This is a genomic window from Ideonella sp. A 288 (assembly GCF_002198735.1).
In the GTDB taxonomy this organism is placed as follows: Bacteria; Pseudomonadota; Gammaproteobacteria; order Burkholderiales; family Burkholderiaceae_C; genus Pseudaquabacterium.
In genome coordinates this window covers 25,407-48,515 of the sequence record NZ_MWLO01000091.1, presented here as the reverse complement: position 1 = coordinate 48,515, position 23,109 = coordinate 25,407, and the positions used below count along the sequence as shown (strand labels likewise).

Here is a 23,109-nt window from a genome sequence, read left to right as displayed (position 1 = left end):
GTGGCTGCGCTGTGCACGCGCACCTTGGCCTATCTGGACACCAACTGCATGGTGGCGCGCATCCAGGGCCCCGGATCCGTCCATCGCCAGTAGGCATAGCTCGACGCACGCATCTGCGAGGCCAGCCAGGTCCAGCAGCTGCCACGTTGCGCTCGCGGTGTCGACTGGCGGGCGTACAGGTCACGGCGCAGATCGAGCCAGAACCGATGCTGCAAGGTGAACCCATGCGGAGGTGTTGCCGGCACGGCACCGATCAGATCGCGGCAAGCGAGCCATGGTAGGTTCAAGCCGCAGTCGCACAGGTGTCCGATGCACAGGAAAGGGCGGGCATTGAAGTCCAGCAAATAAAAGTCGCCCGATGAGGCATCGCGCAGCCACTCGATGCCGAAGATGCCGTGGTAGGGCATGCAGCGCAAGAGCCGCTCGGTGAGCGTGCGCAGCGTCGACTCTTGCCGGGCGGGCAACTGCGCCGGGATCTCGCCAAAGCAGGTGGATCCGAGATCGACCCGGTACTGACGCCAGCGGCGGTGCGAGGCCAGCGCAGTGATGCAGCCTCGGTGGTCGCTGCAGCCGTAGGTGTCGAAGATCTCGCCGTCGCCGCCGCGCTGCAATGGCTGCACCAAAACCCCCCGCAGGCCGTGTCGTTGTGCCTGCCCAACCAGCGACTGCCGGTCAGCCACGACCTGGTTGCGTGCACCCATCGCGGCCGATGCCGCGCCGACATAGCTGGGCTTGAGCAGGTAGGGGCCGGGGCGGGTGACCGTCCATTCGGCCAGTGCTGCATGGTCAGGGCTGAACAGGAACGGCAGCACGGGCAATCCCGCCGTGCGCGCCGTCTCGTACAGCCTTTCCTTGCGGACAATCGACTGCAGTTGGTCATGCGATGTCGATGACACGCGGCACACACTGCCGAGGCTGGCGCCGTGCAGTGCCAGCATCAGTGCCGTGGCGTCGCTGGTCGGAAGGACCACTGGCCTACGCCCCAGCGCGATGGCGCAATCGATCAGGCGTGACAACAAGGCGGGCTCGTCGCGGTCCAGGCCGAACGCCTCGATCTTGCGCCCGTGTCGTGACCAGGCCAGTGGGTCGCCGCGATCGAGCAGGAAGGCATGGACCTCCATGCCCGCGTCGGCCAGTGCGCGCACAGTGGCCAGCCCCGTCGCCTCTTTGCACAACACGATGACTGGCACATCGTCCGAATTCACGGCGCCGCGATGCAGCCTCGGTTCCATGATCGCTGCTTTACGGCGTTGCAGCCGAAGCCAGCCCGATGAACATTGGTCTGTCTGCGAGCAGCAGAGCCCCTCTCGAGCCGGTGGAGGACCGCTTGCCACATTGACGCTCGGCACAGGATCTGAGCCAGGGCCATCGCCGCGTGTACACATGTAGGTTGCGGATGCCGCTGAAGCGTCCGCTAACATGAGCCTGCGTTGTGGCCGCGGGCTTGCATCGTCCGTGGCACACCGACGCTACACGGCAACTGGGCAATCGAATGTCCTGGACAGGATGGCAGCTTAGACAACTGGTACGGTGCCTGAAGCTGGTGCGCCTGCTGACGCCGGCCTCGCCATCGCGCGATCTGAACCGGATCATGACGTACCACTACTTCGAGGTCGCGTCGCGCGAACTCGGCATTGCGTGCCGGCTTGTCGGCGACGTGCTGCAGTTCGAAGACAAGCAACTCACGCGACGCATCTGGGGCTTGTGGGTCGATCTCGATTCCATGGGCACTGCACGCATCGCAGGCGACAAATCATTGTGCTCGGGGTTGTTGCGTGAGCGCGGTATGCCTGTGCCCAGCTTCACGGCATTCATCGTCGACGAGGCCACCCTGCAATCAATGCCGTTGCCAAACGCTCCACGCTGGCTGGTCGTCAAACCTGCCCGCGGGACCTCGTCGGGCCGAGGCATCACGCTTCGGCTGGCCGTCAACGATGCCTGGGGCCGGATGTGGGCCATTGTGAAGGCGGGTCTGTGGTCGGACATGATCCATGTCGAAGAGTTCGTCGAAGGCGACAGCTTCCGTTTCCTCGTGTGCAAGGGCCAAGTGCTGTCTGTCGTGCACCGCGGAGCGTCCTTGCTGGGCGACGGGACCTCGACGGTCAGCCAACTGGTCTCGCGCGAGAACCGTGCTCGAAGGGAGCTCATCGATCAGGCACCGCGCGGCGCCCGACCCGTCAAGGATCTGCTCACCGTCGTCCCGCACAACCTGTCCTATCAAGGTTTGCACAGGCGCTCCATACCTGGCGCCGGGCAGCGCGTCCCTGCCTTTGGCGCCTACCACTGCCCAGCCACACCGGACAGCGACACCGACGTCACGGCCATCGCGCACGAAGACCTCGTTCAACTGGCCATCGATGCGGCCTCAGCCGTCGGCATCAACCTGTGCGGTGTGGACATGATCTGCAAGGACATCACCCGGGACCGCGTCGCTGGTGGCGCGGTGATCAACGAGGTGAACACATCGCCCGCCTTGTGGGATCACCACGACATTCCCAACGCGCAGAACGTGTGCCTGGCGGTGTTGAAGGCGATGTTCGATCGGTAGCGGATATCCGGAGCCGTCGCGCGTCCACGCCCCGAGCGCGGGCTGCACCTATTGATCGGTGTCAATGCCAATCCCGCCATCCGGGCGAGCATTCACGGTCACTTCGCATCGACAACTGCATCGCCGTGCTGAGCAAACACCTCGACCTGTTCGTCTGCCCTTGCTGCGCCGGCGAACTGGCACTGGCCGATGGCGCAGCCATGTCCGGCGAGCACATCGAGTCTGGCTGGTTGACCTGCGGCGCCTGCCATCAGTCCTACGAGATCGTGCGCCGCGTGCCACGCTTTGTCTCCCGCGACAACTACGGCAATTCCTTCGGCTGGCAGTGGCAGGCTCATGCCCGCACCCAATACGACAGCCACACCGGAGGCACCATCAGTGAAGAGCGGTTCTTCAAAGAAACCGGATGGCCACGAGATCTGAGGGGGGCCACCGTGCTGGAGGTCGGCTGTGGGTCGGGTCGCTTCACCGAACTCGTGGCCCGCACCGGAGCGCTGCTGGTATCGATCGACATCAGTGCTGCAGTCGACGTCAATCAGGCCTTGAATGGGGCGAACAACAACATCGTCTTCGCGCAATGCGACCTCAACCGATTGCCGTTTCGCAGGCACTGCTTCGACCGCGTGTTCTGCTTCGGCGTGTTGCAGCACACGCCCAACGTCGAGGCGGCCTTTCGCGCGCTGCTGGCCATGCCACGGCCGGGCGGTCACGTCGTGGCCGACGTCTACGCACGTCAGCCCTGGTACAAGCACTTGGTCAACACGAAGTACTGGGTGCGTCCACTGACTCGGAGGATGAGTGCCGAGCGCCTGCATCGATGGGTGTCTCGCTATATCACGCTGATGTGGCCGGCCACCAAGGTGATCAGCAGATGTCCGTTGGGTCGCCGGATCGCCCTCGGTCTGCTGATCTGCGACTACCGGGGTCGATTCGAACTCGACGACGATCAACTGAGGGATTGGGCCATCCTGGATTCCTTCGACATGCTTTCGTCGGCCTACGATCAGCCGCAGTCGATTGAAACGGTGCGCCGGTGGGTCGCCGAGGGCGGGCTGCACGATGCCCAGGTGCAGTACGGCTACAACGGCATCGAGATTCGCGCTTGCGTGCCTTCTCTATGAGCGCCGTGGTCACCGGTCAGCCAGCGCGCCCGGTCGGGCAAGGCCGCGGCTTCGCGGTGGTGGCCAACGCAGTGCGCCGCCTGGCCAAGCGCAGGGCCGAGGCAACCAACAAGATCGAGGGGCTCAGCGCCACCAGCGTCGAGCGCGCCGATGCGTGCGACAGGCCTGGCGCAGGCCGGCTCGACGTGCCGTGGTCAGCAGCACGACGGGCCCGGCTCGATGCGCGAGCAAACCGTCGACAACCCAAGCAGTCGCCTGGGCATGCCCGACGGTGCACTGCCCACCGTCACGGCATGAACTAGACCGCCGTGCCCTTCGCGTCGATGTAGCCCCAGGTGGTGAAGCCAATGCCGATCTCGCAGGTGACCCGGATCACGGCGTCGGCGCCCAGCGCGCGGGCCTTCTCGATCAAGGCCAGGTTGGCCTGCTCCTTCGTCGGATCCTGGTGGAAGATCGTCAGCTTCTTCACTGACACCTCGATCGGCCCGATCTCGGTGCACTTGCGGCCCGGCAGGTTGTCCTCTGCCACGGTGACCTGACCGGATGAGGTGGCGGCTGGTGGCGCCGTCGTCGGCGCGCCGGCACCGCCGCGTCGTGATTCGACGGATGAATGGCCGGCCGGCGCCGGGCCGGGCTATTCGGCGAACAGCAGGGCCGGCGTCTCCAGCACGGCCCGCACGCCCTGGATGAAGCGGGCGGCGTCGATGCCGTCGACCACGCGGTGGTCGAACGAGGACGACAGGTTCATCGTCTGGCGCAGCACCACCGCGCCGCCGCGCGCCACCGGCCGCTCGACGATGCGGTTGACGCCGACGATGGCCACCTCGGGGCGGTTGATCACCGGCGTCGAGACGATGCCGCCCAGCGCCCCCAGGCTGCTGATCGTGAGGGTGGAGCCGCTCAGCTCGGCGCGGGTGGCGCGGCCGGTGCGCGCGGCCTCGGCCAGGCGGGACAGTTCGGCCGCCATCGCCCAGGGCGTGAGCGCCTCGACATGCCGCACCACCGGCACCATCAGGCCGTGCGGCGTGTCGGTGGCCACGCCGAGGTGCACCGCGCCATGGCGGGTGACGATGCCGGCCTCGTCGTCGAAGGTGGCGTTGATCTGCGGGTGCTCGCGCACCGCCAGCACCACCGCGCGCATCAGCAGCGGCAGCAAGGTCAGGCGCCCGCGCTCGGCGCCCCACTTCGCGTTCAAGGCGCGGCGCAGCGCCTCGAGCTCGGTGACGTCGACCTCTTCGACGTAGCTGAAATGCGGGATGCGGCGCTTGGCTTCCTGCATGCGCAGCGCGATGCGCCGGCGCAGGCCGATGACGGGGATGGCCTGCACGTCATCGCGCAGGGCGACCGGCGCTGCGGCGGGTTCGGCAGGGGACGCCGCGCCGGGCACGGCCTGCGCCTTCGGTACGGCCGCCGGGGGCGCCGACGCCGACGCCGCGGCGATGCCCGGCACGCCCGGCCCATGGATCGCAAGATACGCGTCCAGATCGGCGTGCACGGTGCGGCCGGCGGGGCCGGTGGCGGGCACCGCCGCGAGGTCGATGCCCAGCTCCCAGGCACGGCGGCGCAGTGCGGGCGAGGCGATGGGGCGATCGGTCGGCACGGCAGCGGCGGACACGGCGGCCGTACCGAAGGCGCAGGCCGTGCCCGGCGCGGCGTCCCCTGCCGAACCNGCTGCGGCGCGGCACCGCGCGGGGCCGGCGGGGTCGGAGACGCTGCAACCGGCGGTGCGGTGGCCGTTGCGGCCGGTGGGGCGGGCGTCGGCGTCGGCGTTGGGCTGGCCGCGGCCAACGCTGGCGCCGGTGCCGCGGCCGGCGCCGGGGTGCTGGCGGGCGCCGCGGTCGTCCCTGCCGCCGCCACCTCGAGGCGGATCAGCTCGGCACCCACCGCCAGCGTCTGCCCCACCACGCCGCCCAGTGCCAGCACCCGGCCGGCCACCGGCGACGGGATCTCGACGCTGGCCTTGTCGGTCATCACATCGGCCAGGATCTGGTCCTCGGCCACGCTGTCGCCGGGCTGCACGTGCCAGGCGACGAGTTCGACCTCGGCCACGCCCTCGCCGACATCGGGCACCTTGATCACGCGGTCGGTGGCCATCTCAGTACCGCCCGGCCGTTCCGAAGGAACTGACCGCCCCCAGGGCCGGGCTGCGCCCAGCCCGCCCCCCGCGGGGGTCAAGCAAAGTGGCAGAGCCACATTGGCTTGTGACCGCCCCCTCGGGGGCCAGCGAACGAAGAGAGCGTGGGGGCTTCATTTCAAGTCTCCATCGCGCGGCGCAGCGCCGCGGCCACCCGCGCCGGGCCGGGAAAGTAGTTCCACTCCAGCGCATGCGGGTAGGGCGTGTCCCAGCCGGTGACGCGCTCGATCGGCGCTTCGAGGTGGTAGAAGCAATGCTCCTGCACCAGCGCGGCCAGTTCGGCGCCGAAGCCGCTGGTGCGCGTGGCCTCGTGCACGACGACGCAGCGGCCGGTCTTCTTCACCGACGCCACGATGGCCGGCAGGTCGAGCGGCCACAGGCTGCGCAGGTCGATGATCTCGGCGTCGATGCCGGCCTCCTGCGCCGCGGCCTCCGACACGAAGACCATGGTGCCGTAGGTCAGCACGGTGACCTGACGGCCGGGGCGAAACACCGCCGCGGTGTCCAGCGGCACGGTGTAGTGGCCCTCGGGCACCTCGCCCAGCGCGTGCTGCGACCACGGCACCACCGGCCGGTCGTGGTGACCGTCGAAGGGGCCGTTGTACAGGCGCTTGGGCTCGAGGAAGATCACCGGGTCGTCGTTCTCGATCGACGCGATCAGCAGGCCCTTGGCGTCGTAGGGGTTGCTGGGCATCACAGTGCGCAGGCCGCACACGTGGGTGAACAGCGCCTCGGGGCTCTGGCTGTGCGTCTGCCCGCCGTAGATGCCGCCGCCGCAGGGCATGCGGATGGTCAGCGGCGCGGTGAAGTCGCCGGCCGAGCGGTAGCGCAGCCGCGCCGCCTCCGACACGATCTGGTCCGAAGCCGGGTAGAAGTAATCCGCGAACTGCACCTCCACCACCGGCCGCAACCCGTAGGCGGCCATGCCCACCGCGGTGCCGACGATGCCGCCCTCGGAGATCGGCGCATCGAACACGCGCGAGCGGCCATGCTTGGCCTGCAGCCCCTCGGTGCAGCGGAACACGCCGCCGAAGTAGCCGACGTCCTGGCCATAGACGACGACGTTCGGGTCGCGCTCGAGCATCACGTCCATCGCCGAACGCAGGGCCTGGATCATGGTCATGCGGGCCATGTCAGATTTCCTGGCGCGCCTGGCGCAACTGCTCGCGCAGATGCGCCGGCATGTCCTTGTAGACGCCCTCGAACATCGTCTCGATCGGCGGCACGTGGCCGTCGACCAGCGCACCGCCGTGCCGCTCGGCCTCCTTCAGCGCGGCGGCCACCTCGGCGTCCAGCGCCTGCTGCACCTGCCCGTGCTCGTCGTCGGACCAGTCGCCCTGGCGCGTCAGATGCTGGCGCAGCCGGGCGATCGGGTCGCCCAACGGAAAGTGCTGGGCATCGTCGGCCGGGCGGTACCGCGACGGATCGTCGGACGTGGAATGCGCGCCGGCGCGGTAGGTGAGCCATTCGATCAGCGTCGGCCCCAGGTTGCGGCGCGCACGCTCGGCGGCCCAGCGCGAGGCCGACAGCACGGCCAGGAAGTCGTTGCCGTCGACGCGCAACGCCGCGATGCCGCTGCCCACGCCGCGCGCGGCGAAGGTGGTGGACTCACCGCCCGCGATGGCCTGGAAGGTGGAGATCGCCCACTGGTTGTTGACGACGTTCAGGATCACCGGCGCGCGGTACACGTGGGCGAAGGTGAGCGCGGTGTGGAAGTCGGATTCGGCGGTGGCCCCATCGCCGATCCAGGCCGACGCGATCTTGCTGTCGCCCTTGATGGCCGAGGCCATGGCCCAGCCGACGGCCTGGATGAACTGCGTGGCCAGGTTGCCGCTGATCGAGAAGAAGCCGGCGCGCTTGTACGAGTACATCACCGGCAGCTGCCGGCCCAGCATCGGGTCGCGCGCATTGCTCATCAGCTGGCACATCAGCTCGGCCATCGGCACGTCGTCGCGCGCCAGCAGCAGGCCCTGCTGCCGGTAGGTGGGAAAGCACATGTCGCCGGGCGACAGCGCCAGCGCATGCGCCGTGGCGATGGCCTCCTCGCCCAGGCACTGCATGTAGAACGAGATCTTCTTCTGCCGCTGCGCCAGCAGCATCTTGGCATCGAAGGCGCGTGTCTTCATCATCGCCCGCAGGCCGCGGCGCAGCAGCGCGGCGTCGTGCGGCGGCGCCCACGGGCCCACCGCCGTGCCGACGTCGTCGAGCACGCGCACCAGCGTGAAGGCCAGGTCGGCGGTGCTGGCCGGCGTGGCGTCCAGCTCTGGGCGCCGCACCGCGCCGGCCGGCGACAGGTGCAGGTACGAGAAGTCGGTGGCCTGCCCCGGCCGGCCGGTGGGCTCGGGCACGTGCAGGTGAAGCGGCTGCGGGGTTGGTGGCATCGGGGCGCTCCTGGCCGCCATCTTGCGTCACGGCGCGGCGATGTCAATCGGGCCGATGCCTTGCGACGGCACGGCGGGCCGGCTGGACGCAGCCTGGCCTTTGGGGGCGCTCAGCAGCGGCCGAACACGCCGGCGCCGGCGAAGCGGGCGCGCGTGCCCAGGCGCTCTTCGATGCGCAGCGCCTCGTTCCACTTGGCCATGCGCTCGCCGCGGGCGAACGAGCCCACCTTCAGCTGGCCGGCCTGCCAGGCGATGGCCAGGTGCACGATGGTGGTGTCCTCGGTCTCGCCCGAGCGCGCCGAGACGATGCCGGCATAGCCCAGCGCGCGCGCGGCGTCCCAGCACTGCAGGGTCTCGGTGAGCGTGCCGCGCTGGTTGGGCTTGAGCAGCACGGTGTTGGCCGCGCCCGCGGCGGCGGCCTGCTGCACCAGTTCGGCGCTCGACACCAGGAAGTCGTCGCCCACCACCTGCAGGCGGTGGCCCACCGCGCGGGTGAAGCGTGCGAAGGCGGCCGGGTCGTCCTCGGCCAGCGGGTCTTCGATGCTGGCGATGGGGAAGCGCTCGCACCAGCGCAGCAGCAGCTCGATCAGGCCGTCGCTGTCCAGCTCGCGGCGCTCCAGCCCCAGCGTGTAGCGGCCATTGCTGCCGAAGTCGCTGGCCGCGATGTCCAGCGCGATGGCCACCTGCTCGCCGGGCACGAAGCCGGCGCGCTCGATCGATGCCACCAGCGCCTCCAGCGCCTGCTCGTTGCTGTCGAACGAGGGCCACCAGCCGCCCTCGTCGGCCACGCCGGCCAGCGCGCCGCGCGACTGCATCAGCAGGCCGGCGTGGCGGTAGACCTCGGCCGTCCACTCCAGCGCCTGCGCAAAGCTGCCGGCGCCGGGGCACACCACCATGAAGTCCTGGATGTCGACGCGGCGGCCGGCGTGCGCGCCGCCGCCGAAGATCTGGATCTGCGGCATCGGCAGCAGCACGGCTTCGGCGCCGCCGAGCGACTGGTAGAGCGGCACGCCGCGCGACGCCGCCACCGCGTGCGCCGCCGCCATCGACACCGCCAGCGTGGCGTTCGCCCCCAGCCGCGACTTGCCCGGCGTGCCGTCCAGCGCGATGAGCCAGGCGTCGATCGCGGCCTGGTCGTCGGCGGCCATGCCGCGCACGGCGCGGCCGATCGTGCGGTTGACATGGCCCAGCGCGCGCTGCACGTCGAGCCCGCCGAAGGCCTCGCCGTGGTCGCGCAGCTCGAGCGCCTCGCGCGTGCCCTTGCTGGCGCCGGCCGGCACGATGGCGCGGCCCACCGAGCCGTCGTTCAGCGTCACCTCGGCCTCCACGGTGGGGCGGCCGCGGCTGTCCCAGACGCGCCGGCCGTGGACGCTGAGGATCGAGCAGGCGGTGGTCATGTCGGATGCTCCCGTTGCCAGGCCGCGCTCACCCGATGGAGCTGCGCGACCGGCTGTTGCAGCAAGGCCCGCGCGGTGCGGCGCACCACCTCGCGCGGCGCGTCGGCCGTCAGGTACTCGACCGGCGACTTGCCGTCCACCCGCGCCAGCAGCAGCCCCGGCAACAGGGCGGCGGCGCGCTGTTCCAGGGCCACGCACGGTTCCCAGTCGACGCCCTGCAGGTAGGCCTCGGCCAGCGCGGCGAAGCAGGCCAGGAAGGCCGCGGTGGCCGGCGGCTGCCACAGGCACTTCAGCAGCAGGTGGTTCAGGCAGAACGCCAGGTCGAAGGCCGGGTCGCCCCACCAGGCGCATTCGGCGTCCAGCAGCACCGGCCCCTGCGGGCCGACGAGGATGTTCTTCGGGCTGACGTCGCCGTGCACCAGCGCCAGGGGATGCGACTGCGTCTGCGCCACCAGCGCCCGCAGCTGTGGTGCCAGGTCGGGGTGCCGCGCCGCGGTGGCCAGCAGGTAGGGCTCGAGCCGGATGTCGAAGAAGATGCGGTCGGTGTCGAACTGCGCGGCCAGCGCCGGCCGCGCCGCCGAATGGGCGTGGATGCGCACCAGCGTGCGGCCCACCGCCTGCGCCGTGGCCAGATCGGCCTGGCCGTCTCGCAGCTGCGCCTTCCACAGCGGGTGGTCGTCGGGCGGCAGCCAGCTCATCACCAGCACGCCCAGCGCCGGGTGCTGGCCCAGCACCCGCGGCGCGCAGCCCGGCACCGCGGCGTCGGCCACCTGCATCCAGCGTGCCTCGTAGCGGTTGCGCTCGATCGGCGCCCGCCAGTCGGCGGCCACGCGCAGCCGGGCCAGCGCCCGCTTGGCGCACACCGGCCCCTGCGAGGTGTCGAGGCGCCAGATGTCGGACGACACGCCACCGGTCAAGGGCTCGCCGGTGAGCACGCTGCGGCCGGCCAGGCCCAGCTCGTGCAGCGCCTGCGCGAATTCGGGCGGCACGGCGGGGCGGGCGTCGGGCATCGTGCGTCGGGGCGGAACAGCGGCGCCGCGGCTCAGCCGGCCGCGCGGCTGGCTTCCACCAACTTGACCAGCGCCCACAGCGCCTGGTTCACCGGGGTCGGCACGCCGAGCTCGGCGCCGCGCCGGGCCACGTAGCCGTTGAGGTGGTCGATCTCGCTGGGCTTGTGGCGCGCCATGTCCTGCGCGGTGGACGACAGCTGCGCCGGCATCGCCACGGCGATGTGCGACATCGCCGCCAGCGCGGCGTCGAGCGGCAGGCGCTGGCCCTCGGCCTGCGCCACGGCCACCACCTCGCGCACCACCGCCTGCTGCAGTTCGCGGATCGCGGGCAGCTCGGCCATGCGGCCGTAGGGCGCCTGGGCCAGGCCCGAGATCGCGTTGTAGGCGCAGTTCACCATCAGCTTGCGCCACAGCTCGCCCATCACGTCGGGCGACACCTGCACCGGCACGCCGGACGCGGCGAACAGGGCGGCCACGGCCTGCAGGCACTGCTGCTGCGCCGGGTCGTCCGCGGCCTGGGCGTCGATCGGGCCGATCACCAGATCACCGCGGCCGAAGTGCTGCACCACGCCCGGCGAGGGCATCGCGGTGGCCACGTAGACGACCACTGGCACCACCATCTGCCGCACGTGCCGCGCGATGGCCTGCGGGTTGTCGACGCCGTTCTGCAGGCTCAGCACCACGGCGCCGTCGGACAGCAGCGGCGCCATCTCGCGGGCCACCGCGTCGGTGTCGGTGGACTTCACGCAGAACAGCACCAGGTCGGCGCCGCGCACGGCCGCCAGCTCGGTGGTGGCGGCCACGCGCACGAACTCGACCGTGCCGCCGCGGTGCAGCGCCAGGCCATGGGCCTCGATGGCCTGCACATGCGCCGGGCGGGCGATCAGCGTGACCGCATGGCCGGCGCGCGCCAGCATCGCGCCGAAGAAGCTGCCGACGGCGCCGGCGCCGACCACGGCGATGCTGTGGAACGCGGCGCTGGCCTGCAGCGCAGCGCTGGCGGGCGCGGCGGGCGGAACGGGTGGGAGCGTCGGCATGGCCGCGAGTATGCAATGCTCCTCAGGCCCAGCACGGCGGTGCGGGCTCCGCCCGTCGCCTCTTCGCCCCTTGCCGCGCCGTTCGCGCGACCATGGCCGAAGCGGTGTCCCGGGCGTCGAGAAATCTCCTGCGCCGGGCGCTGATGGCGCGATGGTGGAGCGTCCACCTCGACGCCGTCTTCGGGACGGCCAGGCCGCGCGTTCGCGGCGGCAGGGCGTATCGCCGGACGCGCCCACCGGTCTCGCGGGGCAATCCACCCCCGATGGCCCGCCGCCTGGTCGACCGCGCGCCTACGATGCCCACCATCGCCACCACCCACAGGCCCCCCATGGACATGCGCCTGGCGCTTTACCGGCTCGCGGCAGCGCACCGCCTCGATGCCGAAGCCACCCGCCGCCTGGAGCACCTGGCCGGCCTGCACGACGCGCCGGCCGCGTTGGCGCCGCGGCTGCAGCGCGGCGTGGCGGTGCTGGGGGCGGCGCTCGTCGGGCTGGGGCTGGTGTTCTGGGTGGCGGCCCACTGGGACACGCTGGGCCGCTTCGGCCGCTTCGCGCTGATCGAGGGCGTGGTGCTGGCGATGTGCGCAGGCGCGCTGTGGCGGCCGGCCGCGCGCGCGCCGCTGGGGCTGCTGGCGCTGCTGGCCATCGGCGGCCTGTTCGCGCACTTCGGCCAGACCTACCAGACCGGCGCCGACGCGTGGCAGCTGTTCGCGCTGTGGGCCGCGCTGGCGCTGCCGCTGTGCCTGGGCGTGCGCAGCGACGTGCTGTGGGCGCCCTGGGCGCTGGTGGTGCTGACGGCGCTGTCGCTGTGGGTGCAGGCGCACACCGGCCACCGCTGGCGGGTGGAGCCCGACGACCTTTGGGTGCACCTGGCGGGCTGGGGCGGCGCCTGGGCCGTGGTGGGGGCACTGGATGCCCGGTGGCGGCCCGTCACCGGGGCCGGCGTGTGGTCGCAGCGCACCGCGCTGACGCTGGCGGTGGGGGTGGTCACGCTCACCGCGCTGGGCGGGTTGTTCCACGAGCACGTCGGCACCCATTACCCGCTGGGGTTGGCGGTGCTGGCCGCGGCCGCGGCCTGGCAGGCCAGTGCGCGCGGCTTCGACCTGTACGGCCTCAGCGCGGCGGCCCTGGCGATCGACGGCCTGCTGGTGGCCGGCCTGACGCGCGCACTGTTCGACCGGCACGACGGCCGCGACCCGATCGGCACACTGCTGCTGCTGGGCCTGGCCGCCGCAGCGCTGCTGGCGGCCACCGTGGCCTTCGTGCTGCGGCGGGCGCGCGCCCAGCGTGCCATGGAGGGCAGGACATGACCGCGCCACGCCTCGACGCCGTGCTGCGCGCGGCCATCGACAACGGACTGCTCCCGCCGACGGCCACGCCGCCCGCGCCGGACGCCCGCCCGTGGCCGGTGGTGCTGCTCACCGCGCTGGGCGCCTGGCTGGCGGCGGTGCCGCTGCTGGGGGTGGTGGGCCTGCTGTTCGGCGACCTGATCGGCCGCAGCGCCGGCCCTTACCTCGCCGGCGGGCTGGTGCTGGCCGGCGCGCTGGTGGTGCTGCGCTCGTCCGGGGTGTCGGCCTTCGCCGAGCAACTGGCCGTGCCGGCGCTGCTGGTGGGCGGAGGGGGACTGGGCTTCGGCCTGTTCCGCGACCTGCCGGACGCGGCCGCCGCGGCGCTGCTGGCGGCCCTGGCGCTGGCCGTCGCGGCGGGGGTGGCCCAGGCCTGGCTGCGCGCGCTGCTGGGCGCTGCGGCGGCCGCACTGCTGGCGGTGGCTTGCCTGCGCGGCCACTGGGGCGCGCCGCAATCGCTGCGCCTCTGGCTGGCCTGGCACCTGGCCCTGGCGCTGTGGCTGCTGGCCACCGCGGTGCAGCAGCGGGCACTCGTCGATGGCGCCCGTGCGCGCCTGGCGGCGCTGCTGGAATCGGTGTCCACCGGTTGGGTGCTGGCCACGCTGGCAGGCCTGGCCTGGTGGTCGGGCATGGCCTTCCTGGTCGGCGGCAGCCTGGGCGGCGGGCTGCCCGGCGAGGTGCTGCGGTCGTCGGCGATGCGCACGTCGGCCACGGTCGGCCTGGGCCTGGCGCAGGGCGTGTCGCTGCTGCTGGCCCTGGCCGCCGCGGCCTGGACCGCCCACCGGTGGCCGGCGGTGCGCCGCCCGTGGCTGATCGGCGTGGCCGCGGCACTGCTGGTGCTGGCGTGGTTCATGCCCGCGCTGGGGGCGGTGCTGCTGGTGCTGGCGGCCTGTGCCACCAGCGCACGATGGCGGCGGGCCGCGGCGGCGGCGCTGGCCGCGGTGTGGACCGTCGGCGCGTTCTACTACACCCTGGCCTGGCCGCTGTCGACCAAGGCCGTGGTGCTGGTCGCCGCCGGAGCCGTGCTGGGCGCGCTGGCCTGGTGGGCCGGCCGCGCCGATCGCCGCGCCGGCCCACCGCCGCCGGCCTCGGCAGCGGCACCCCGCGGCGACGGTCTCGGACCGCGCTTGGCCATCGCCGCCAGTGCACTGCTGGCGCTGGCCGTGGCCAACGTCGGCGCGTGGCAGAAAGAGAACCTGATCGCGGACGGGCAACCGGTGTTCGTCGAACTGGCGCCCGCCGACCCGCGCTCGCTGATGCAGGGCGACTTCATGCGGCTGAACTTCCGCGTGCCCGACGCCGTGCAGGCCACGGCCGACGGGCTGCTCACCGGCGCCCGGCCGGTGGTGGTGGCCCGGCGCGACGGCCGCGGCGTGGCCACGCTGCTGCGCGTCGACGACGGCCGGCCGCTGGCCGCGGACGAACTGCGACTGCAGCTGACGCCGAAGGACGGCCGCTGGATCGTCGTCACCGACGCGTGGTTCTTCCGCGAGGGCGAGGCCGCGCGCTGGGCCGCGGCGAAGTACGGCGAGTTCCGCGTCGAGCCTGGCGGCCGCGCGCTGCTGGTGGGCCTGCGCGGCGAGGGGCTGGCGCCGCTGTGATCGCGCGGCTGCGTCAAGGGCCCGTCGCAGCCACGCCCTCGCCGTCCAGACGGATCGCATCCGGCCGCGTCCAGCGCTGCAGCGCCGAGCCGGCACCGGCCTCGACGAAGAGCCGCCGGATCATCGGGTAGCGTGCCCGCACGCGCTGCACGATCTGGGCAAAGGCCAGCGCCGCTTCGGCCGTCCCGGTGCCCGCGTCGAAGTCGAGGTCCATCGTCACCAGCGCGTCGTCGGGCCCCACGTACATCGACAGCACCCGCCCCACGTCGCGCACGCCCGGCTGGGCCAGTGCGATGGCGCGCAGGGCCTGCGCCGTCTCGGGGCGGATGCCCTCGCCGATGAGCAGGCCGCGCGATTCCCAGGTCAGCAGCGAGGCCACGCCGGCGAGCAGCACGCCGATGAGCAGCGAGGCCACGCCGTCCAGCACCGGCATGTCCAGCGCATGGGCCAGCGCGATGCCCGTGGCCGCGATGGCCAGGCCCGCCAGCGCCGCCGCGTCTTCGGCGAGCACGGTGTAGGTGGTGGGGTCCTTGCTGCGGTGCACCGCCTGCCAGAACGGCGCACCGGCCGCCTGCCGGCGGAACTGGCGCAGCGCGATGGCGAAGCTGATGCTCTCGAACAGCGTGGCCGCGCCGAGCACGGCGTAGTTCCAGCTCGGGTCGGTCATCGGCTGCGGGTGGCGAATGTGCTGCACGCCCTCGTAGAACGACACGCCACCACCCAGGCCGAAGATCAGCACCGCGACGATCAGGCTCCAGAAGTACAGCTCCTTGCCGTGTCCGAACGGGTGCTCGGGCGTGGCCGGCCGCTGGCTCAGGCGGATGCCCACCAGCAGCAGCACGCCGTTGAAGGTGTCGACCGCCGAGTGGATGCCCTCGGACAGCATGGCCGAACTGCCGGTGACGCCGGCCACGGCGAATTTGGTGACGGCGATGGCCACGTTGGCCGCGATGGCGCCGTAGATCGCCACCCGGGATTCGGCCGCGGGAGCGGCCAGGGGGATGGCGGCGGTGGCCGTCGCGGGGCTTCGGGTCATCGCGTGCCGATCGGTGGGTGGGGCGGGGGCCGGCCTGGGCGGCGGCTCGCCGGCTGCACGACTGTGGGCGCCGCACCCGGCGGGGTCTGTACGCCATCGCACGGCGCGAGCGGGCGTCGGGCGCAGGCCGACGGGCCGTCGCCGGCCCGGGCACCGTCGGGCCGCGCCGCCCGGGGGCGTCTGCCATCATCGGCCCCTCGGTGTCGCTCGACCGCCCGTGCAGGGCCCGGTGGCCCGCCACCGCCCGCACGCCGGGCCCGCCGCCCCCATCGAAGCCATTGCATGCCCCACGCCGTCTCCCTGCTGCGCGCCGCCCGCGTGGCGCGCAGCACCAAGCCCTTCCTGGCCCGCGGCGGCTTCCGGCGCGAGCGCTGCGCCAGCTGCCGGCTGGCCGTCAGCCACTGCCTGTGCGCGCTGCGGCCGTCGGTGCCCACGCGCGCGGGCGTGTGCCTGCTGATGGGCGACGTCGAGCCGCTCAAGCCCAGCAACACCGGCTGGCTGGTGGCCGACGTGGTGGCCGACACCTTCGCGTTCGGCTGGGCCCGCACCGAGACCGACCCCGCGCTGCTGGCCCTGCTGCGCGACCCGCAGTGGCAGCCGCTGGTGGTGTTCCCGGGCGAGTACGTGCCGCCCGAGCGCGTGGTGCACGGCCTGGCGCCGGCCGACCCCTGCCCTGGCGGCGACGGCCCGCGCCCGCTGTTCATCCTGCTGGACGCCACCTGGGCCGAGGCGCGCAAGATGTTCCGCAAGAGCCCGTACCTCGACACTCTGCCGGTGCTCAGCCTGCAGGCCGCTCAGCTGTCGAACTACAAGCTCAGGCGGTCACGGCGCGACGACCACTTCTGCACCAGCGAGGTGGCCGCGCTGTGCCTGGGCCTGGCCGGCGAGCCCCACGCCGAGCAGGTGCTGACGGCCTACCTGGACGTGTTCACCCACCATTACCTGCAGGCGCGGAACCAGTTGCCGGTCGACTGGGACGGCGCCGCGCATCGGCGGCTGCGCCAGTTGGCGGAGCCCGGGCCAGCGCACGCGACCGCGGTGGGGTGATGGCTCAGGCAGCACCGCCGGCGCGCACAATCGCCCGGGTTCGGCGGTCGAGCGCCGCCGTCCATCCGGTACCCGGCACAACCTGAGCAAGAGGAATCGACACATGAGCGAACCCGTCGTCTACGGAGATCCGATCAGCACCTATGTCCGGTCCGTCCGGCTGGCCCTGGCAGAGAAGGGCGTCCAGCACTCGCTGGTGGCGGTGGACCTGGTCAAGGGCCAGCACAAGGAAGCGGCCCACATGGCCCGCAACCCCTGGGGAAAGATGCCCGCCTTCGAGCATGAGGGCCGATGCTTCTACGAGGCCAGCGCGATCATGCGCTACGTCGACGAGGCGTTTCCCGGGCCGGCGCTGATGCCGTCGACGCCGGCCGAGCGGGTGCGGGTGAACCAGTTGATGAGCGTCGTCGACAGCTATGGCTACGCGGCGTCGATCACCAACATCTTCATCCCGCGCGTGCTGGTGCCGATGCTGGGCGGACAGACCGACGAGGCCCAGGTCGCAGCGGCCAAGCCGCAGGCGGCGCTGTTCCTGACCGAAGTGAACCGCCTGCTGGGCGGCACCGACTTCTTCGGCGGCTCCACGGTGAGTCTGGCCGACCTGCACCTGCTGCCTGTGCTGACCTACCTGCAGGCCACGGCGGACGGCCAGGCCCTGATGGCGGCCACGCCCGCCGTCGGCGCCTGGATGGGGCGCATGAACCAGCGCCGCAGCGTGCAGGAAGTGATGCCGAGCGCCTGACGGCGCCCTTGGCAGCCACGGCGTTCGGCGCGCGCCGCCGGCGCCGCCGGACCCGCCGGACCCGCACGGACCCTGCGTGCCGACGATGCGGTGCAGGTGTCTGCGCAGGCGGGCTGCCCAACTTGCCGGCGGCATGGCCGAGCGCCACCGAAGCGCCGTTCGCGCGTTGACTCACCCTCCGGTGGCCGGCGGCGGCACCCGGCCCGCCTGCGCGGACCTGGGCGACCCGATGTCCACGGGCCTGCGGGCCCGTGGCCGCCGACGCAGACCCTAGGCCAGGGACGACCTCAGGCCGAGGCGCGCGCCGCTGTCTTCTGGCGCCGACGGCCTGCAAACGCCAGTGCCGCCGCGGCAACCAGCAGCGCCGTGTTCGGCTCGGGCACCACTTGCCCGGCCTGGGCGGCGCCGTACTCGAGGATGTTCACCCGCAGATTGAAGGCGTCGGCCTCAGGATCCTGGAAGTTGGTGGTGGTCATCCCGCCGAACATGACGTGGCCGGCGCCAACGGCCATCTCGGCCAACGTGGATTCGCCGCTGCCATCGTTGATCAGCGAGGTCAAGCCGGCACCGAAGACGTTGGCGTGGCAGAAGGACGATCCCGTGTAGGCCGTGGCAACGCCCGAGAAGATGGGGTGCGCGGCATTGACGGCCGTCGCGGTGTCGCAGCCGTCGAAGTCCGGATACGACAGCGTCACGCCAAACCCGTAGTTCATGCCGTCGCCCTCGTTCGGGGCGGCGTTGACGAACAGGCTGCCGCCGCCGTTCACCCAGGCCGCGATCAACGCGCCGTTGGCGCCCAGAAAGGCCTCGAGTTCATCGGCATTCGTGTCACCGCCTTCCATGAAGATGAAGCGGTTGGCCGCACTGAACAGCGTGGCGACGTTGGCGGTCTCGTAGCGCAGATCGCTCCAGACGCCCGCCCCGAATGCCGCATTCATGGCGGTCTCGTTGGTGTTGACGCCCCAGGGTTGGCCGGTATTGGACCGCAGGTAGACGGGGGCCGCCGAGACTTGTCCGGCGAACAGCGCCGCACCGATGACGCCCGATACGAGGCTGCACTTCAAGAACGAAAGACTCATGGGTAGCTCCAATTGACTGTGGGTGGATTCAGACTGCATCGGCGGTTAGTAAAGATCAGACCACCCCAAAAATCCGTTGTGAATCAACACGAGAACGCGTCAACCAAGGCTGGAATGTAGAAGCCGCCGACACTGGGATGCCGCAGGGCGCGGTGGCACCAGGCCCCGGATGCGCTGCCCGCGGCGGGGCCTCCGCGCGCCTTGCGGCGACCGGTTCCGTGCCGAGGCGGTACCACCGGCGCCGGCCGGTTGCGATGCCGTGATAGCGCTGGCGGCTCGGCCTGCCCGGACGCGGTGGGTCGGACGTCGCCGCCCTGGGCGGCGAGCGCGAGGGTCGCACCAAGGTCTTCCACGGCCACCCGACCCATGCCCCTGTCGGTCGGTGACGCAGCGCTTCGCCACCGCGCCAGGCGCGCCTGTGAGCTGGACGGCCGTCTTGTCCGCCCCGGAGTCGTCTCGGCCACCTGGCGCTCACCTTCGGCGTTGCTCGGCAGGGTTCCAACGCCGGTGTGCACGCACTGCGGCAGCGCCCGGTGGCCTTGGGTGCGCCGCCGCTGGCACGGCAGGCGGGCGTCCACGCAATGGAACGGCTCGCCCGCCTGCGTCGCCTGCCGTGCACACCGCGTACCACCCGCGGCCCGGGGGCGCAAGCGATGACCCGTCACGTCGACTCGGACACTCCATTGACGGCCGCGCCACCGGCCGGCATCGTCAGCCGCCCTGCCCATGAAGACCGCACCATGAACGTCACCCAGTTGCTCGATGAAGTCCGCCGCCGCGTGCCGCAGGGCGCGCCCTTCGGCACGCGATGGAAAGGTCGGTCGGTGGTCACCACGCCCGGGGGCGAGCACCACATCGCCGCGGCCGCCCGCATCGACGTCCAGGGCCGGCGGCGCGAGCAGTTCTGGTGCGACGACGTCCGTGTGGAGCACGCCGTGTGGCTGCGCCTGACCTGCACCGAAGGTGAGTGCCCCCACGCGACGCAAGTGCGCGCGCAATGGGCCGCCTTTCGTCGGCGGAACGGGGCGGCCGCCAGGTCGGCACCTACGCCGCCGCGCCCCCTGATGGCCGAGGTCGCGGTCCACCTCGGGCCGCAGCGCTTCATTGCAAGGCCTGCGTGCTTTCCGTGCTACACACCGTGCCCCAACGGCGCCCATCCGCCGATGACCCTCGACAAGACCGGGTTCGACCTGTTCGACGACGGCAGCTGCCTAGGCGGCGGCGTCACGCAGTCCGGCGGTGTGCAGCGCCCGCGCCTGCCCACCGTGCGCGCCGCCGAGGCCTACCTGCTGGCCCGGCACCTGGAGACCCTGGCGGCCGTGGGCGCTGCCCGCGATGCCTCGCGCGGCCGGCCAGGCGGCCCGGCCGCCGAGGCCGACTAGGGCGTGCGCCTCGGGCCCACTGAACGGACGTGGGTCAGCGACGAGGAGGATGCGCTCCGCCTGCAGGGCATTCACGGACCGTGCCGACCGGTCCAGTTCGGCGACGGCCCGCACCAATCCCACCAGCCCAGGCTCGCACGTCCACGACGACGGCGTCGCACCAGCGGGCTCGTCGTCGTTGCGCCGCTGGTGCGCAAAGAACGCGTCCAGTGGCCCCATCAGCAGCCGCGCGCCCTGGCCGGCGCCTGACGTCCCCTGGGGCCCTTGGGCCATGGGTCCATTGGGCCCTTGGCCCATTGATCCCCCTGGGCCCCACAGAGTTCGGCGAGCGTCACCGGCAAGCCCTCAGGCGTCTCGGTCGTTCGGCGGCCCAGGCCCCGCTCGATCGTCCATCGACGAGCACAGTGCCTGCCGACGCCGCTCGAGCTCGGCGCGCACCCGCGGGCCGCCGGCCAAGGCGATGGCGCGCCCCAGCGCCTCCAATGCCTCGGCGCGGCGTCCCGCCAGCGTGAGCAGGTGGGCTCGCGCGGCCCAGGCCGGCTGGAAGGCCTCGCACAGGCCGGGGTCGATCGCATCCAGCGCGGCCAGGCCCGCCGCCGGGCCGTGCGCATGGCCCAGCGCCGTCGCCCTGGCCACCCGCGCGCCCAGGCCGGGTGCCAGCCGCACCAGGCCTTCGTACAGCAATGCCAACGCGGCCCAGTCGGTGTGGCCGCTGTGCGCCCGGGCGATGTGCACCGACTGGATCGCCGCCTCGAGCTGGAACCGGCCCACGGCGCCCTGCGCGTGGGCGCGCCCGAGCAGCCGCTCGCCCCACCGGATCAGCCGCGGGTCCCAGCGGGCGGTGTCCTGGTCGCTCAAGGCCACGTAATCGCCCTCCGGTCCCACGCGGGCCGGCCGCCGCGCCGCCGACAGCGCCAGGCCGGCGGCCAGGCCCAGCACCTCCGGGTCGTCGGGCAGCAGTTGCACCAGCAGGTCGGCGAGGTAGCGGGCCTCGTCCGCCAGGTCGGCGTCGGCGGCCCCCTCATCGGCCTCATCGGTGTCGTTACCCACGGCGAGGCAGGCCTCGCCCGCCAGATCCCAGCCGATGGCGTAGGCACCGTAGATGGCTTCCAGCACCGCGTCGAGCCGCGCAGGCATGTCGGAGCGGCCGGGCAACGCGAACGCGATCGCGGCCTCCTTGATCTTGCGCTTGGCCCGCACCAGGCGCTGGGCCATGGCGGCAGCCGGCACCAGGAAGGCACGGGCGATCACCTGCGCGTCGAGGCCCAGCACCGTCTGCATCATCAACGGCGCCCGCACGCCGGGATCGATGGCCGGGTGAGCGCAGACGAACAGCAGCTTCAACCGCTGGTCCGGGATCTCGTCGGGGTCGGGGTCGGCCAGGAACATGGCTTCGATCTGCTCTTCGTCCAGGGGCACGCTGGTGCGCGCGGCCGCGCTGCGCAGCACGTCCAGCTGGCGGTGGCGGGCCACCGTCAGCAGCCAGGCCTGCGGGTTGTCGGGCACGCCGCGGGTGGGCCACATCGCCAGCGCCGCGGCAAAGGCATCGGCCAGGGCATCCTCGGCCCCGGCCACGTCGCCCGAGCGCGACGCCAACAGCGCCAGGAGCCGCCCGCGCGAATCGCGGGCGGCCCGTGCCGCGTGGCTGGCCGCGTCGGTGCCGCCCAGGCTGGGCATCAGCCCATGGCCGACGGCCGCACCTCGATCAAGCCGCGTTGGGCGGACGGGCAGCGCTCGGCCCATTGCAGGGCCTCGTCGAGCGAGGGCACCTCGATCACGTAGTAGCCGCCCAGTTGCTCCTTGCTGGCGGCGTAGGGGCCGTCCTGGATGCGCCGGGTGCCGTCGCGCACGCTGAGCACGGTGGCCGTGTCGCTGGGGCGCAGCCAGTCGGTGGCGACGAAGACGCCCGCCTCCTTCAGCGATTGCGTGTAGGCCTCGAAGGCCGCCTTCACCTGCTGCAGGGCGGGTGCCGGCGCGTTGGCCCTCTGGGCTTCGTCGTTGTACAGGAACAGGGTGTACTTCACAGGGGATCTCCATGGACGAGAGCGGCTTGCTCACACCCCCATGACGGGTTCGATGCGGCCCGATCGACAAGGCCTGGCCATTCAGTGGCGGCAGATCGTGACCGACCGGCGCGGCGTGCAGTGTCGTGCGGAACCGGCCGGCCGTCCACCGGGCGTCGGGGTGCGCCGACGTCGCAGGGCCTGCGGCAAGGCCAGGGCGCCGGCAACTCCACGCCGGCGATCCATCCCGGCCACGCCGGGTGTCGGCGAGGGCCCGTCACTGCACCACCCTGCCCAGCCGCGACCAGCGCACGCCGCCCTCGCCCCACGAGAACCACACCTGCCGCACGCGGCCCACCACGTCCTGCAGCGGCACGGTGCCGAAGTGGCGCGAGTCGACGCTGCGCGTGCGCTCGTCGCTCAGCGCGAAAACCTGCCCGGGCGGCACGACGAAGTCGCGCGCGGCGGCGTGTTCGGGCGCGGGCGGCAGGGTCGCGGGCAGCACGACCGTGGGGGAGGCGCCCGGTGGCGCCGGCCCGTCCACCGGGGGCACCGGCGCGCCATTCACGCGCAGCGCCGCGCCCTCAGCCTGCACACGGTCGCCGGGCAGGGCCACCACCCGCTTGACGTACAGCGTGGTGCGGTCGTTGGGGTAGGCGAAGATCACCACGTCGCCGCGCCGCACCGGCTGGCGGCAGCCGATGCAGGCATAGCGCATGTCGGCAAAGACGAAGTCGCCAGGCCACAGCGTGGGCGCCATGCTGCCCGACGGGATGCGGAAGGCCTGCACCTGGTGGGCGCGCACCACGCCGATCAGCAGCGGCAGCGCGATGAAGTCGCCCAGCACCAGGATCAGCAAGGTGACGCCGCCCATGCGCCACACCGGCAGCACATCGGGCACGTGCCGCGCGGCCATCGGCGCATCGCCCTGCCGGCGCTGCACCCGCCGCGCCACGCGCCAGGCGTCCACCGCCGAGCCCAGCCACAGCGCCAGCGCGGCCAGCACGCCCAGCGCCAGCGCCGGTGCCGTCCACGACGGCGGCAGCACCAGCGCCACCAGCGCCACCGCCGGCACGCTGACGAAGGCGAAGGCCAGGAAGCACCAAACCGCCTTGTTGATCTGGCCGTTGTGCCACTGGCCCAGGCCGGGCAGGGCCAGCGATTTCAACGTGGCGAGCAGCGGCTGCGCGGGCAGGCCCGGGGGCAGCGCGAAAGTGGTCGAGGCGGTCATGGCGTGGGTCCGAT

General features: G+C 72.3%; 20 protein-coding genes and 1 pseudogene. 7 read left to right on the top strand and 14 right to left on the bottom strand.

Translation table 11 applies throughout. The features are described from left to right. Positions 1-29: 29 nt before the first annotated feature. A complete protein-coding gene (locus EOINJALH_RS08305; RefSeq protein ID WP_088279880.1) occupies positions 30-1,232 on the bottom strand; it encodes a hypothetical protein in 1,203 nt (400 codons plus the stop codon). 359 nt (positions 1,233-1,591) lie between these two features. Here EOINJALH_RS08305 and EOINJALH_RS08300 point away from each other — a divergent pair, with 359 nt between their 5' ends. Both EOINJALH_RS08300 and EOINJALH_RS08295 read left to right on the top strand, forming a co-directional pair. Further along, positions 1,592-2,548 (top strand): hypothetical protein, encoded by a 957-nt coding sequence (locus tag EOINJALH_RS08300; protein WP_144289925.1) that lies wholly within the window; start codon positions 1,592-1,594, stop codon positions 2,546-2,548. Positions 2,549-2,673: 125 nt separating this feature from the next. Continuing rightward, a complete protein-coding gene (locus tag EOINJALH_RS08295) occupies positions 2,674-3,669 on the top strand; it encodes a methyltransferase domain-containing protein (protein WP_088279878.1) in 996 nt (331 codons plus the stop codon). Between the two features lie 298 nt (positions 3,670-3,967). Here EOINJALH_RS08295 and EOINJALH_RS08290 read toward each other — a convergent pair whose 3' ends face one another. The 8 genes and pseudogenes from EOINJALH_RS08290 to EOINJALH_RS08260 form a co-directional block, all read right to left on the bottom strand. After that, the gene (locus tag EOINJALH_RS08290) at positions 3,968-4,198 is read right to left on the bottom strand and encodes a heavy metal-binding domain-containing protein (protein ID WP_088279877.1); all 231 of its coding nucleotides are present in this window, start codon (positions 4,196-4,198) and stop codon (positions 3,968-3,970) included. A gap of 105 nt (positions 4,199-4,303) precedes the next feature. Beyond that, positions 4,304-5,338, bottom strand: a pseudogene (locus EOINJALH_RS08285) (dihydrolipoamide acetyltransferase family protein); the annotation flags it as partial. Between the two features lies 1 nt (position 5,339). Further along, a partial coding sequence (locus EOINJALH_RS32605) for a biotin/lipoyl-containing protein (protein ID WP_310732290.1) occupies positions 5,340-5,763 on the bottom strand: 424 nt, incomplete at its 3' end. Positions 5,764-5,921: 158 nt separating this feature from the next. Beyond that, positions 5,922-6,935: an alpha-ketoacid dehydrogenase subunit beta gene (locus EOINJALH_RS08280; RefSeq protein WP_404872744.1), complete on the bottom strand. Its 1,014-nt coding sequence runs from the start codon at positions 6,933-6,935 to the stop codon at positions 5,922-5,924. Position 6,936: 1 nt separating this feature from the next. Then, positions 6,937-8,184: a 3-methyl-2-oxobutanoate dehydrogenase (2-methylpropanoyl-transferring) subunit alpha gene (locus tag EOINJALH_RS08275; RefSeq protein WP_088279903.1), complete on the bottom strand. Its 1,248-nt coding sequence runs from the start codon at positions 8,182-8,184 to the stop codon at positions 6,937-6,939. Between the two features lie 110 nt (positions 8,185-8,294). Further along, the gene (gene eno, locus EOINJALH_RS08270; protein ID WP_088279876.1) at positions 8,295-9,581 is read right to left on the bottom strand and encodes a phosphopyruvate hydratase; all 1,287 of its coding nucleotides are present in this window, start codon (positions 9,579-9,581) and stop codon (positions 8,295-8,297) included. Next, the gene (locus tag EOINJALH_RS08265) at positions 9,578-10,591 is read right to left on the bottom strand and encodes a phosphotransferase family protein (RefSeq protein WP_088279875.1); all 1,014 of its coding nucleotides are present in this window, start codon (positions 10,589-10,591) and stop codon (positions 9,578-9,580) included. Before EOINJALH_RS08265 ends, eno begins: the two co-directional genes overlap by 4 nt. Positions 10,592-10,623: 32 nt before the next feature. Continuing rightward, entirely contained in the window at positions 10,624-11,628 is a 1,005-nt protein-coding gene (locus EOINJALH_RS08260) for a ketopantoate reductase family protein (RefSeq protein WP_088279874.1), read from the bottom strand. Between the two features lie 329 nt (positions 11,629-11,957). Here EOINJALH_RS08260 and EOINJALH_RS08255 point away from each other — a divergent pair, with 329 nt between their 5' ends. Both EOINJALH_RS08255 and EOINJALH_RS08250 read left to right on the top strand, forming a co-directional pair. After that, positions 11,958-12,938, top strand: coding sequence for a DUF2157 domain-containing protein (locus EOINJALH_RS08255; RefSeq protein WP_088279901.1), 981 nt, complete (start codon positions 11,958-11,960; stop codon positions 12,936-12,938). Beyond that, entirely contained in the window at positions 12,935-14,575 is a 1,641-nt protein-coding gene (locus EOINJALH_RS08250; protein WP_088279873.1) for a GDYXXLXY domain-containing protein, read from the top strand. The genes EOINJALH_RS08255 and EOINJALH_RS08250 overlap by 4 nt, the downstream gene beginning before the upstream one ends. Before the next feature lie 13 nt (positions 14,576-14,588). Here EOINJALH_RS08250 and EOINJALH_RS08245 read toward each other — a convergent pair whose 3' ends face one another. Further along, positions 14,589-15,611: a cation diffusion facilitator family transporter gene (locus EOINJALH_RS08245; RefSeq protein ID WP_088279872.1), complete on the bottom strand. Its 1,023-nt coding sequence runs from the start codon at positions 15,609-15,611 to the stop codon at positions 14,589-14,591. A gap of 282 nt (positions 15,612-15,893) precedes the next feature. Between EOINJALH_RS08245 and EOINJALH_RS08240 the strand changes: the two genes are divergently transcribed. Next, positions 15,894-16,658, top strand: a complete 765-nt coding sequence (locus tag EOINJALH_RS08240) for a tRNA-uridine aminocarboxypropyltransferase (RefSeq protein WP_088279871.1) — start codon at positions 15,894-15,896, stop codon at positions 16,656-16,658. A gap of 103 nt (positions 16,659-16,761) precedes the next feature. After that, complete coding sequence (locus EOINJALH_RS08235; protein ID WP_088279870.1) at positions 16,762-17,400, top strand: glutathione S-transferase family protein; 639 nt, start codon at positions 16,762-16,764, stop codon at positions 17,398-17,400. Positions 17,401-17,687: 287 nt separating this feature from the next. Here the strand turns inward: EOINJALH_RS08235 and EOINJALH_RS08230 are convergent, their stop codons facing one another. Further along, positions 17,688-18,479, bottom strand: a complete 792-nt coding sequence (locus tag EOINJALH_RS08230) for a PEP-CTERM sorting domain-containing protein (protein WP_158219691.1) — start codon at positions 18,477-18,479, stop codon at positions 17,688-17,690. Positions 18,480-19,219: 740 nt separating this feature from the next. Between EOINJALH_RS08230 and EOINJALH_RS08225 the strand changes: the two genes are divergently transcribed. After that, a complete protein-coding gene (locus EOINJALH_RS08225) occupies positions 19,220-19,861 on the top strand; it encodes a hypothetical protein (RefSeq protein ID WP_144289924.1) in 642 nt (213 codons plus the stop codon). A 345-nt stretch (positions 19,862-20,206) separates the two neighbouring features. On the opposite strand, the gene EOINJALH_RS08220 is transcribed toward EOINJALH_RS08225, so the two are convergent. The 3 genes from EOINJALH_RS08220 to lepB form a co-directional block, all read right to left on the bottom strand. Then, on the bottom strand, positions 20,207-21,538 hold the full coding sequence (locus EOINJALH_RS08220; RefSeq protein ID WP_088279867.1) for an RNA polymerase sigma factor: 1,332 nt from the start codon (positions 21,536-21,538) through the stop codon (positions 20,207-20,209). Beyond that, complete coding sequence (locus EOINJALH_RS08215) at positions 21,538-21,885, bottom strand: YciI family protein (protein WP_088279866.1); 348 nt, start codon at positions 21,883-21,885, stop codon at positions 21,538-21,540. The genes EOINJALH_RS08220 and EOINJALH_RS08215 overlap by 1 nt, the downstream gene beginning before the upstream one ends. A 256-nt stretch (positions 21,886-22,141) precedes the next feature. After that, the gene (lepB, locus tag EOINJALH_RS33295; RefSeq protein ID WP_088279865.1) at positions 22,142-23,095 is read right to left on the bottom strand and encodes a signal peptidase I; all 954 of its coding nucleotides are present in this window, start codon (positions 23,093-23,095) and stop codon (positions 22,142-22,144) included. Positions 23,096-23,109 lie beyond the last annotated feature (14 nt).